This window comes from Bacillus cereus group sp. MYBK101-2 (assembly GCF_051918845.1).
Taxonomy (GTDB): Bacteria; Bacillota; Bacilli; order Bacillales; family Bacillaceae_G; genus Bacillus_A; species Bacillus_A paranthracis.
Map to the genome: position 1 here is coordinate 384,858 of NZ_JBQAIE010000001.1, position 11,887 is coordinate 396,744.

Sequence of the window (11,887 nt, forward strand, 5' to 3'; positions counted from 1 at the left end):
ATCCCTCACTTTAAAATATCAAAAATTTTTATGTAGAATAAGTTTCCGTCCTTTAAAAACCGATGATATGCTTTTCTGCGCAGTTCTTCATCATTCGTTGCAACAGATAAATAAAAATCTTGGATTGCAGTTCGATTACTAATCCGATTTAATATTTCACAAGCTTCGCTTTTCTTGTTTTGACGGATATACTGTAACGCAATTTCAGCATTATCATGTATATATTCTGATTTTATATGAATATTATGAATAATACAACAAAAAGCAGACGTATTTTCCACTAACTTTCTTTTTAGTAATGATTTGTTATTTTTTATTTTTCTTAATTCTGAAAGTGATAGTTCAAAAAAATGCAATGCTTTATCAGGATCACAAAAAATATAACTTTCAGCAAATATACTTAGTGCTGTAGCTTTCATTAAACGTGGAATCTCTTGTTTTTCTAGCACATTATGTAACAATTCCCTTGCTGTTTTTACTTCGTCTTGCATTAAATATGCATATGCACAAATTATATTTAATTCAACTTCATTTAATGTCTTTTCCAAACCTTTTGGCATTCCATTAATTTTCTCTTGTATCATTCCTTGTATAACTGTTAATACATTATATGCTCCTAAATCAAAATAGCCATATACACTTAAGGTGTTCACAAGAATATTCACACCTGTTTTATTTAGATTTACCTTTGTACGTAATATTTCAATTTCTTTAAGAAATGCTCCTGCTCTTAATGAATGTGTTTGTCTATCTAAACAAACACGGAATACATCTCTGTAATTATTAGTTACTGATTGTTTATATTCTTTCTTCACGAGGTCTTGAAGTAACTCTGTATAACCTGACAAATATAAATAATACATTGCAGTTCTTATATCTGCCTCTTTATCAGTACACTTTAAAAATTCTTTAACTACTTCCATCTTCTGTTCTTCAGAATCAAGACCATTTAATATCTTAACTAATTTTGCAAAAGTCATAGGTACTTTTCCATTCAGTGTTTTCCATAAATTTGATTGCGATAAATTTGTTATTTTTGAAAGCTTTAATGAATTTAATTCATCCTCTAAAATAATACCGCTTAAACTAGATACTTTATTCATAATGAAGCCTCCTTTGAACGCGAGACACCTTCCCTGAATTTTCTCAATAGAAAAACTATACCATTTAAGTTTTTTTGAATTTAATATGTTATACTTGTGCTGACTCATGGCAAGTGTTTTCCCTACCGTATTAGGGGAACAGCATAAGAGTGGCTGCACACTACTTTTGCTGCGCTATGGGTCTTTTTTGTTCTAATTTATTCTTTAAAATCAGTTTATCACAAGATTTAGAATCTTCATTCCATTTATAGTCAAATCATGTTGAGAAAGTTTTTTCAAAAAATCTATTTTTTCACTAAGAATATTTTACCACCAAAAGAACATTTGTTCTATATATTTTTGAGCTAATTGTCAATTTATGTGACATTTACTATTATACAGACAGATTTCGTGACATGTATAGTCTAAAAATTCTCATGTATTTATACTAAAACTATGAATACATTTGGAGAAAATTTAAAAAAGTTTAGAGCAAGTCGTTCCCTTACTCAATCAGAGTTTGGCGAAAAAGTACAATTAAGTCGTAGTCAAGTTGGCAATTTAGAAACTAACTATAATCAACCTGATCTCGACACCCTCGATCGTATTGCAACGTATTTAGGTGTTTCTGTTGATGCGTTAATGGGTAGAACGAGTACACCACATGAAAAGAACATAGCAAATGCCCTCGATGAAATTCAAACGGTTTTCGCAGGCCTGGATGAATCTCAACGAGAACAATTCTGTAAACAACTCGTTTTATATGCAAAGTTCCTTAAAACTCATAACGAGCTGTTATGAGTCGATTGTAGTAGAAAACATTTCCAATCGCAACGGTAAAAATTAACAGATTTTTATCAACAAAAAAAGAGAGCACTTAGCTCTCTTTTTTATATTCCTGTGCCTGGATCTTTTATGTATCCTCCACCTGCTCCATGATCATACATACCCATTCCGCCACCTGGATCTTTTCGATATCCTCCACCTGGATTCGGATCATACTTCAATTGACTTCCGCCTAAACCACCTGGATCAAAGTTATCCCTTCTCATTTTCTTAAACCTCCTGGTTCTTTTCTCCATCCTCCACCTGGATCAGTTGTATACCCGCCACCAGGTCCTGGATTGAAAATCCCTATCCCTGTACCTGGATCGGAAATCACCTTTGAACCACCTGGATCTTTTATGTACCTTTCCATTTCGCAATCCCCCTTTTCTTATAAACCTGGTTCAGTAATTGTCTTCCAACCTGTTCCGGGGTCTTCATTGCATTTCAAACCACCACCGCCTGGCTCGTTATGCCAACCTACACCAGGATCAGCTACTTTGTGACCACCAGGATCCTTTGTAAACTCCCTCATACTTTTCCCCTCCTTTATTTAATATACAAATATTGTAACTCACTTCTTTTATATCTGTAAATTTACTAAAACAAAAAAAGAGCTTTTTAGCTCTTTTTTTCAAACTGTTATGTATTTGGAAGTGAAAATTACCATTGCACTCAAATGATTTTAAGAACAATAAATTACACTATTTTACACACAGTGCTAGTAAATACTGCAATAGAATACAAAAAACACTAAACAAAATTATTAAAAATGATTGTAATTAATAATTAAACAGGATATACTAGCATTAGAAAAGCAGAAGATGAGCTTGACTCTAATCGAAGGCTTACGTTCCACGTGGGCTACTTACTAGATTGAGTGGGGCTCATCTTTTCTTTTTTCCTACATAATGCTTGTCCACTTTTCCAACAGATGGTGTGAACTTCCAATGTCTGTATGGATGTAACCATTTATCCCCAATACTAGATTTACCTGTGCTTTCTCCAATATTGAAATTCGGATATATTTCACGGATATTTTGATTAATGAACTTATATAATTTTTCCTTGGCAATAGTTCTTTTTCCACGTGTTCTTTGACCTTCTGGTTTAGCTTTGTGTTTTTCGTTCAGCCTAAATTCCATGGCTCCTAAAATTACATCTAAGCATTGAAGTATATCATGGTTATGAGATTTTGCTTCAGCGATATCATCCTTACTATTGAAGAATAAGTTCGCTTTCTTAAACTCCTCCATATACTGAAGCTTGTAGATGTAATCTATAAACTCACGGTTTTTTTCTTTGGTATCAGGCAATTGGTCAAAATATGTGTACAAAGAAATAGAATTTCTTGTGTTATTTGAATATTGAAAACCAAAAGCATGCTTGAAAAACTGATAATACAACAAGAAATACTCCTTGTCACGTTGTTCTTTTGTAAGATTGGTAGCGAGGTTTTTGTTATGAGTAAACATGATCCTTATCTTTACTTTATCTTGCTTTATAAAATCGAAAAAACATTTCATAAGCTCCATATACTTTTCAAGATAATTTGCAGTAACTTTTTGCCACTTTACCTCTCCAGAAAAACCAAGCTCAGCCTTCTTTGCCGCTAAAGCATCTTTTACTTCATGGAAATGAATAGATCTTACAAGTGCTCCACCGTAAAAATTCCCAAAAAACTTGCCATTCTTTTCTGATTCATCACAGTAAATAATATATTGCATTTACATACTCCTTATCCAAGAAATTCAAAACCGCATTTTGTTGTTTATATCTATATCCACATCTTTAAAGACAATTGATCTGACAAAAAACATATTCCCACTTTACTTCCTAATTATAGCTCTTTTTTACTTCTTATGTAGAATTTTTTCACATATTTATCATTTCTTTTGCACATGTTCATCATTTTTTTACATAATTTATTATCTCATGTTATTATTCATATACCACTACCACATATCACAGCTTGTATCTAGAAAACGACTATGACGAGGTGAAAAATCATGGCATACTTTCGTAAACGTGGTGAGAAGTGGTCTTTTACCATGGATGTCGGCAAAGACCCTATCACAGGTAAACGGAAACAAATCACTAAAGGTGGTTTTAAAACAAAGAAAGCTGCTCAAGAAGAAGTGGCTAGAGTCACAAATGATTTAGCAAATGGGGATTACGAGAATAGTGATATTCGCTTTTCTCAGCTCGTAGAAATCTGGATGCAAGAGAAAGAATCATCATGTAGACCATCAACGTTGTATCAATACAAACGCATTCTACGCTCACGTGTTATGCCTGAATTTGGTGAGAAGAGGTTATCAGATATAAAACCATTGACCGTTCATAATTTTCACCAGAAGCTACTTAAAGAGGGTCTAACTACGAAATACATTTCATCTGTTGATGTTATGTTAAAACAAATCCTCGATAAAGGCGTAGAACTAGAAATGATTAACTCTAATCCTGCTAAGAAAGCTAAGCGACCTAAAGTTAAAAAGAAGTCGCAAGCTAGTTGGACAGTTGAACAAGCCATGAAGTTTATGGAGTATGCAAAAATACAAGGAAGCTATTATATTGCGTTTGTTTTAGCTTTGCATACAGGCATGCGGATCGGAGAAGTATTAGCTTTACAGTGGGATGATATTAATTTCAAAAACAAGACTATTCATGTACAAAGAACATTAACGCTTGTTGATGGAAAGTATGAATTAGGTGAGACAAAGACTGAAGCATCTAATCGTATAATCCCCATGACAGAAGAATTAATGGGAGAGTTGTTAGAATATCAAAGTCATAAGAAGGAGAACTCTTTCAACTTGTTAATTTGCACAAGAAATAAAAAAATCGTGCATCCATATACGATACGCTACCAAATGAAAGCTTTGTGCGAAGCAATTGACGTACCGTATATTAGATTCCACGATATCCGAAGAACGTTTACAACTATTTTAATCGATTCTGGCGCAAATGCAAAGGTTGTTTCAAAATTGCTTGGTCATACAAATGTTTCTACAACTTTAAATATTTATACTGATGTTTATGAAGAGCGTCAAATTGAAGTAACTGAAATGCTAGGAAATGTATTAAAAAGTGGTCGAAGTGGTCAAAATGTGGTCATCATTGAAAATGAAGAGGATTAAAACCCGTATAACAAGTGGTATAATGCGTTTATAGTGTAAGTTTTTTCTTTACACTATAATGAAGTCATCATAGTAAATAATATATAGAGTATCACGTTTTTCAAAAAGATGCTACATCGAAAGGAGAGATTACCATAAAAGCCAGTGGTATTGTTGTTGAATATAACCCTTTTCATAACGGTCATGCTTATCATGTGCAACAAACAAAAAAGTTAACACACTCTGATATTACAATCGCTGTTATGAGTGGCCCTTTTTTACAACGTGGTGAGCCAGCACTCGTATCCAAATGGTATCGTACCAAAATGGCCTTAGCATGCGGTGTAGACCTCGTTGTAGAGCTTCCTTATGCCTTTTCAACGCAAAAGGCCGAAACCTTTGCAAATGGCGCTATTTCTATTTTAAACGCCCTACACGTTTCTGAAATTTGTTTCGGCAGTGAAGATGGACAAATCGAAAATTTTTATAACACCATCTCTGTGCAGAAAAATGAAGAAGAGACTTTTAATCGTCTTGTAAAGCAATTTATGAACGCAGGTAATAGTTACGCAAAAGCTACATCTGAAGCTTTCCTACACATTTTATCTTCTGAAAAAAATATAGACATGTCACAACCAAATAACATTTTAGGCTTCCAATACATAAAAGCAATTCTAATGCAAAATAGTTCTATGCAAGCACAAACGATAAAAAGGTTCGCATCTCATTATCATGATGAAACATTTAACGACCAACATATTGCAAGCGCAACAAGTATTCGCAAACAACTTTTTAATGAAAATAGTTCCTTTACAGAAATTGAGCCTTTCATCCCAAAAGCGACTGCTTCTCTTTTAGCAAGTTATAAACAAAACTACGGGACATTACATAATTGGGAACAATACTTTTCATTTTTTAAATACAAACTTATGACAATGTCTCCAGAAGACTTACGACATATATATGAAATTGAGGAAGGTTTAGAGCATCGTATTTTATCAAAAATACAAACCAGTTCCTCCTTCCATTCATTCATGGAAGCATTAAAAACGAAACGTTATACGTGGACTAGATTACAAAGAGCTTGTACACATATTTTAACAAATACAACAAAAGAAGAAATACATTGCGCAAATATAGAGCAACATGCACCATACATTCGTCTATTAGGCATGTCACAAAAAGGACAAACGTACCTTTCAAAAAACAAGAAAAAAATAGAGCTTCCAATCCTTACCCATACAAAAACATTTGACCACCCTACTTTACACATAGATCGAAAAGCCAATTCTGTATATTTCTCCATCATACAAGAACCATTACGAACACAACTACTAAAACAAGATGCAACACATCACCCAATTCGTTACGATGAAACAACTGCAAAATTCCTATAAAAAAATCTCTCTTTTCAGAGAGATTTTTTTATTTCTTGCCCATTTTTTCCAAATACATTAATGCATCATCCAACGTATCAACTGGCACAACTTTCATTTTCGTTTTAATATCTTTCGCAGCCTCAAGTGCATCTTTATAATTCGATTTCTCCGCACCTTTTTCATTTGGTGCAAAGAACACTTCAGCACCAGCATCACTTGCAGCAACCACTTTTTGCTGAATACCACCAATCGGGCCAACTTCTCCCTTTTCATTGATCGTCCCTGTTCCAGCTATTTCATGCCCTCTTGTTAAATCATCTTCCACCAGTTGATTATATATTTCTAATGTAAACATTAGGCCTGCCGATGGTCCGCCTATTTCATGAGAGTCAATTTTCACTTTCGGATCTACCACTAGTTCTCTTTCCGTAACGATAGAAACACCTATACCAACACGTCCATTTCCATTCGGAATAGTCTTTACATTTAAATTTTCTTTTAACTGTTTCCCATCCCTCTTGTACTCAATATTTACTGTATCTCCTTCTTTTTTCCCTGTCATATATTCAATAAATTGTTCTGTCTTTTCAAATGTTTTTCCATCGACGGCAATGATAACATCTCCAAGTTTAAGCTTTCCTTCTGAAGGCATCCCTTTCGCTACACCAGCAACCAACACACCTTTATTTTCAAAAGAAACAGTACGATTTGCACGTTTATAAGCATTATAAATCGCTGCATTTTGCGAATCTTTCATCGCATAATTTTGGCGAAATTGATATTCTTCATCACTTTCACCCTTTTGCAATATTTCTTCCGCTTTTGAAATATGTGTATATTTATTAAACTGTGCCGCTATTAAATTCACTACATTTGCCGGTCCCATTGAAACCGTAACAAGCATAAAATCACCTGATTCTTTTGTTCCCCCTTCGACTTGAACGTAAGGCTCTAATTTGGCAGCCATTCCTGGTTTCGTTACATAATACGGCAGACGTACATAAACAAGTAACATTGCCAATATAACCCCTATTAAAATTGCATATATAAACCGAAAACGCTTAAACATTATGTTTCTCCTTCCACTGCTCAATTAATAAATGAATATTTGCAACATGCTTTTCCGCTTCTACCTCTCCAACTCGAATAATGTCTTCAATGTTTGTAAAAGCCCGGGAACTAAATTGTTCTACAGCTGGTCGCATCATTAAATCAGATGCAATTTGCCGATTTATCACAAGCTCATGTTGCATAATTTCAATACTCTGCATAATTACATCATAAATAGACGTAACCTCTCCATTTACTTTAATCGGGGATACATCAACAGCAATGACAATATCGGCACCTAACTCTTTCACAACCGATACTGGGATGCGATCAATTACTCCGCCATCTACCAATAATCGTCCATCTATTTTCTCTGGCACAAACACTCCAGGTACAGAAATACTTGCTCTCACCGCCTCTGCAACTGGACCACTTGTAAAAACTACTTTTTCCCCCTTTAAGATATCAGTAGCCACAACAGCCGTCGGGATATCTAATTCTTCTAAATTTTTATTATATGTAAACATTTTAATCATATCTTTGACACGTTTTCCAGAAATAAATCCCATTTTCGGAACCGTAAAATCTAAATAATATTTCCTCTTAAAAACATTTGCCAGTTTATACAGTCTTTCAACGTTTGAACTAGCCGCATAAAATGTACCTACTAAAGCCCCCATACTACTTCCTGCAATCATATGAATCGGTATATCATTTTCCCTTAAAACCTTTATAACACCAATATGAGCAAAACCTTTTGCGCCCCCAGATCCAAGAGCTAAGCCAATTTTCGGTTTTTTCACTTTTCTCACCCTTTAATTTTTTTCGTTCCTTTTTCATACTTATGGTCTAAATTCACTACGTATCCACGTATACTGAAATGAACGTTTTTTGGGACAAAGGGGGATTTACTTACATGTATGAAAAATGGAAAACGGCTTTCCTTACCATATCAACACTTTTTTTAACCTTTTCTCTTGTACTCCACCCCCAAGCTGCTTTACAAGCTTCCATTCGAGGGTTAAATATATGGTGGGAAGTTGTATTCCCTTCACTTTTACCGTTTTTCATCATTGCCGAACTTCTCATTAGTATTGGTGTTGTAAAATTTATAGGCGTTATATTAGAACCACTTATGCGACCACTTTTCCGCGTTCCAGGAATAGGCGGATTTGTTTGGGCAATGGGAATGGCTTCAGGCTTTCCCGCTGGCGCCAAATTAAGCGCTAGACTGCGCAAAAGCAATCAGCTAACACAAATTGAAGCAGAGCGCCTCGTATCTTTTACAAACTCATCCAATCCACTTTTTATTTTTGGCGCTGTTTCTATCGGTTTTTTCAATAATCCGAAATTAGGAATCGTATTAGCTGCTGCACATTATGTAAGTAATTTTGCTGTCGGGTTACTGATGCGTTTTTATGGCAATAACAACAGTTCCACGCATGATAAACATGTTACTAAAAAACACCCTTTTCAAAACCCTTTTTCAATTCTACACGAGACACGTATGCAAGAAAAAAGACCAATAGGAAAATTACTTGGGGACGCTATCGTTTCTTCTATTCAAACGCTACTTATGATTGGTGGATTTATTATTTTATTCTCTGTTTTAAATAAAATGATTACTGTATTTCATATTACAGCAGCCCTTTCTTTTATTATGCAACATATTTTATCATTCTTCCAACTAACTACTGAATTTAGTATCCCCATATTATCTGGCATGTTTGAAATGACACTTGGAAGCCAAATGATTAGTCAAATAACTGAAACACCCCTCCTGCAGCAAGCTATGGTAACAAGCTTTATTTTAGCATTTAGCGGCCTTTCTATTCAGGCACAAGTCGCTAGCATATTAGCTGAAACAGACATTAGATTTAAGCCCTATTTTTTCGCACGAATTATCCAAAGTATTCTTGCCCCTATTTTTACTTTTATATTTTGGAAACCATTTTATGAAAAAGTAAGCTCTTTTTCACCTATGCAAAAAGATATCCCTGTCTTTTTATCGAATCATTCTTCTATTCTGCATGAAATTTGGACATCTTTTATACACTACGGACCGATATTTACATTATTTTGCTTATATGTATATGTCATCTTATTATTTTTTCGGAGCAACAAAGAAAAACCCCGTTCACTTTAACGGGGTTTGAAACTTTTCTTTTAAAGCACGTTCTACAACAGGAGGTACAAGATCTACTACACTTCCTCCATATCTCGCAACTTCTTTCACAATGCTCGAGCTTAAAAATGAGTATTGATTGTTTGTCATAATAAAAAAGGTTTCAATGTTTTCATCTAACTTTCGATTCATAGAAGTAATTTGCATCTCATATTCAAAATCAGAAACTGCTCGTAATCCACGTAAAATCGCGTTCGCATTACGCATTTTTGCATACTCAACTAGTAGTCCACTATGTGAATCTACTTTGACATTAGGAATATCCTTTGTTGCTTCTCGAATTAAATCTAAACGCTCTTCCACTGAAAAGAACGGTTTTTTTGACGAGTTGTTTAAAACTACTACGTATACCTCGTCAAATACTTTTGCTCCCCTTTTAATAATATCCAGATGCCCAAGGGTAATTGGATCAAAACTTCCCGAAGAAATAGCTATACTTGTCATTCCGTCCCCTCACCTTCATACTTATAAATCGATATCGCTGTAATGCCATAATTTTCAGCTCGCACTTTTACAAGTCTTCCTATAGCCTCAGGTAAAACTACATCATTACCATGCTCCGCCATAATTAAACCATCGTTATGTAGTAATCCATGTTGATCCATTACACTAATTAAAGATACAATTTTTTGATCTTTATATGGAGGATCAATTAATATAAGATCAAATGATATTTCACGTTTTATAAGTGCTTTTATCGCACGTTCTGCATCATTCCGATATACTTCAGCTTGTTCCTGTATTCTACAACTTTCTAAATTTTGATGGATTACCTTTATCGCTTTATTGTCTCGATCAACAAAAATTGCTTTATCAATCCCTCTACTTATAGCTTCGATTCCAAGACCACCGCTACCACCAAATAAATCAAGAGCGACACCCCCATCAAAATAAGGGCCTATCATATTAAAAATGGATTCTTTTACTTTATCAGTCGTTGGACGCGTTGTATTACCTGGCACCGCTTTAAGTGGGTGTCCTTTACATTTTCCTGAAACTACTCTCATCTGTTGTCACTACCTTTATTTCAATCTATCGAGCAATTATAGAAAGCCTTTCTCCATTCGGTAACCGCTACCAAACTTTACGATTCCATTCATCTTCCAACGAAGACTAGAAGAACTTAGCTTAAAATAACCGCTCTGCATTTTTATGTATTCATCTCACCATTCGCTAACACGAACTATTCGTTTCACTTTATCTTTTTTATCCTATCATAAAATAAAAAAAAGAAAAATAAAAAGCCCAACATAAAATTTAATTTCATCATGTATATCTTCATTTAGATTGGACATAAATAACTATAACAACATCACCTTCGATGTTGTTGCCAACCGCGGAGAAGACTTACGTTTCCCCATAAGTTCTTCCTCCGGTTTCTCCTCTCCCTTTGCCTTCTTACTAGTACATGCTAGTATAAGAAGGGCCCTGCTTTGCAGGGTTTTTTTTCTTTGTCTACTTTTCATTTAAAAAGTGAGATGGTACAGTAAAAGAAAGAGGAGGAAAAGATATGATTCAACGCTTTATAGAACTCGGAGAGGGCTACTCTGATTTATATGAATTACTTGAAATTGCCAAAGCAAATCAAGAACGTATAACACATATGTTACAATTTGAAACAATTAAAAATGAAAAAAAAGTGTGCTCACTTGTTGTAATATTAAAACCAACTACTACTGGTGATTTCCAACCATTATACATATGTCGTGAAGGCATTCCTGTACTTGAAAATAAAAAAAGTAAACGCGTCATTTTATTTGAAGAAACGGCAGAACAACTTGGAAAAAAAGTGACTACCTTTACGGTAAAACCGTCCACAACTTTCCCAGAAAAAGAACTGTTTTTCAATCATTTAATTGGTATTTTACGAATGAATAATTTTATTCCTCCAATGAAATAATGTGTTATTTCAAATAAAAAATCCCCTGTTAAAATTAGCAGGGGATTTTTTCTATTAGCTATAATCGTATTCTTTTGCCCGATCAGGACGTGAATTTTCAAATTCCGTTTTTAAATACGGGCGGTACGACTGTTCTATCTTTTTCACAAAAGGAAGTTTGTTCAACTTTTGCATCATATGCTCAATTTGTTCCATATCACAATATACTACTGCATATTTTAAACGTTTTGATATGTAATGTATGTTACCATATTTTCTTAAAATCTTGGCATGTTTCAATGAATGTAAATAAACAATCATACTTTGTCGTTGCCCGAACATAATCTTCTCCATCTTCTCCTTTTAAA

General features: G+C 34.3%; 15 protein-coding genes. 5 read left to right on the forward strand and 10 right to left on the reverse strand.

Annotation, left to right across the window (positions count from 1 at the left end; genetic code table 11):
• Positions 1-5 precede the first annotated feature (5 nt).
• Entirely contained in the window at positions 6-1,103 is a 1,098-nt protein-coding gene (locus ACTFSI_RS01930; protein WP_440045214.1) for an AimR family lysis-lysogeny pheromone receptor, read from the reverse strand.
• A 435-nt stretch (positions 1,104-1,538) separates the two neighbouring features.
• Here ACTFSI_RS01930 and ACTFSI_RS01935 point away from each other — a divergent pair, with 435 nt between their 5' ends.
• Positions 1,539-1,883: a helix-turn-helix domain-containing protein gene (locus ACTFSI_RS01935; RefSeq protein ID WP_044791473.1), complete on the forward strand. Its 345-nt coding sequence runs from the start codon at positions 1,539-1,541 to the stop codon at positions 1,881-1,883.
• A gap of 89 nt (positions 1,884-1,972) precedes the next feature.
• Here ACTFSI_RS01935 and ACTFSI_RS01940 read toward each other — a convergent pair whose 3' ends face one another.
• From ACTFSI_RS01940 to ACTFSI_RS01955, 4 genes are all read right to left on the reverse strand, one after another.
• The gene (locus tag ACTFSI_RS01940) at positions 1,973-2,134 is read right to left on the reverse strand and encodes a hypothetical protein (protein WP_165444548.1); all 162 of its coding nucleotides are present in this window, start codon (positions 2,132-2,134) and stop codon (positions 1,973-1,975) included.
• Positions 2,131-2,280: a hypothetical protein gene (locus ACTFSI_RS01945; RefSeq protein ID WP_165444547.1), complete on the reverse strand. Its 150-nt coding sequence runs from the start codon at positions 2,278-2,280 to the stop codon at positions 2,131-2,133. The genes ACTFSI_RS01940 and ACTFSI_RS01945 overlap by 4 nt, the downstream gene beginning before the upstream one ends.
• A gap of 18 nt (positions 2,281-2,298) precedes the next feature.
• A complete protein-coding gene (locus ACTFSI_RS01950; protein WP_044791471.1) occupies positions 2,299-2,442 on the reverse strand; it encodes a hypothetical protein in 144 nt (47 codons plus the stop codon).
• Between the two features lie 352 nt (positions 2,443-2,794).
• Positions 2,795-3,634, reverse strand: coding sequence for a DUF3800 domain-containing protein (locus ACTFSI_RS01955; RefSeq protein ID WP_044791469.1), 840 nt, complete (start codon positions 3,632-3,634; stop codon positions 2,795-2,797).
• A gap of 282 nt (positions 3,635-3,916) precedes the next feature.
• Here ACTFSI_RS01955 and ACTFSI_RS01960 point away from each other — a divergent pair, with 282 nt between their 5' ends.
• Both ACTFSI_RS01960 and ACTFSI_RS01965 read left to right on the forward strand, forming a co-directional pair.
• A complete protein-coding gene (locus ACTFSI_RS01960; protein WP_044791467.1) occupies positions 3,917-5,047 on the forward strand; it encodes a site-specific integrase in 1,131 nt (376 codons plus the stop codon).
• 134 nt (positions 5,048-5,181) lie between these two features.
• Positions 5,182-6,423, forward strand: coding sequence for a nucleotidyltransferase (locus ACTFSI_RS01965; RefSeq protein WP_165444550.1), 1,242 nt, complete (start codon positions 5,182-5,184; stop codon positions 6,421-6,423).
• Between the two features lie 28 nt (positions 6,424-6,451).
• On the opposite strand, the gene ACTFSI_RS01970 is transcribed toward ACTFSI_RS01965, so the two are convergent.
• Positions 6,452-7,474, reverse strand: a complete 1,023-nt coding sequence (locus tag ACTFSI_RS01970; RefSeq protein WP_000476306.1) for a SepM family pheromone-processing serine protease — start codon at positions 7,472-7,474, stop codon at positions 6,452-6,454.
• Positions 7,467-8,258, reverse strand: coding sequence for a patatin-like phospholipase family protein (locus ACTFSI_RS01975; RefSeq protein ID WP_242260392.1), 792 nt, complete (start codon positions 8,256-8,258; stop codon positions 7,467-7,469). Before ACTFSI_RS01975 ends, ACTFSI_RS01970 begins: the two co-directional genes overlap by 8 nt.
• Before the next feature lie 113 nt (positions 8,259-8,371).
• Here ACTFSI_RS01975 and ylbJ point away from each other — a divergent pair, with 113 nt between their 5' ends.
• Positions 8,372-9,601, forward strand: coding sequence for a sporulation integral membrane protein YlbJ (gene ylbJ, locus ACTFSI_RS01980; protein WP_000273105.1), 1,230 nt, complete (start codon positions 8,372-8,374; stop codon positions 9,599-9,601).
• Here the strand turns inward: ylbJ and coaD are convergent.
• Both coaD and rsmD read right to left on the reverse strand, forming a co-directional pair.
• Complete coding sequence (gene coaD / locus ACTFSI_RS01985) at positions 9,593-10,084, reverse strand: pantetheine-phosphate adenylyltransferase (RefSeq protein WP_000200598.1); 492 nt, start codon at positions 10,082-10,084, stop codon at positions 9,593-9,595. The two genes, ylbJ and coaD, sit on opposite strands and share 9 nt — an antisense overlap.
• On the reverse strand, positions 10,081-10,647 hold the full coding sequence (rsmD, locus tag ACTFSI_RS01990; RefSeq protein WP_001266987.1) for a 16S rRNA (guanine(966)-N(2))-methyltransferase RsmD: 567 nt from the start codon (positions 10,645-10,647) through the stop codon (positions 10,081-10,083). Before rsmD ends, coaD begins: the two co-directional genes overlap by 4 nt.
• 503 nt (positions 10,648-11,150) lie before the next feature.
• Here rsmD and ACTFSI_RS01995 point away from each other — a divergent pair.
• Positions 11,151-11,540 carry a DUF7147 family protein gene (locus tag ACTFSI_RS01995; protein ID WP_000616011.1) on the forward strand — a complete coding sequence of 130 codons (390 nt, stop codon included), beginning with the start codon at positions 11,151-11,153 and terminating at the stop codon, positions 11,538-11,540.
• 54 nt (positions 11,541-11,594) lie between these two features.
• Here ACTFSI_RS01995 and ACTFSI_RS02000 read toward each other — a convergent pair whose 3' ends face one another.
• Positions 11,595-11,861 (reverse strand): YlbG family protein, encoded by a 267-nt coding sequence (locus tag ACTFSI_RS02000; protein ID WP_002080814.1) that lies wholly within the window; start codon positions 11,859-11,861, stop codon positions 11,595-11,597.
• Between the last annotated feature and the right edge of the window lie 26 nt (positions 11,862-11,887).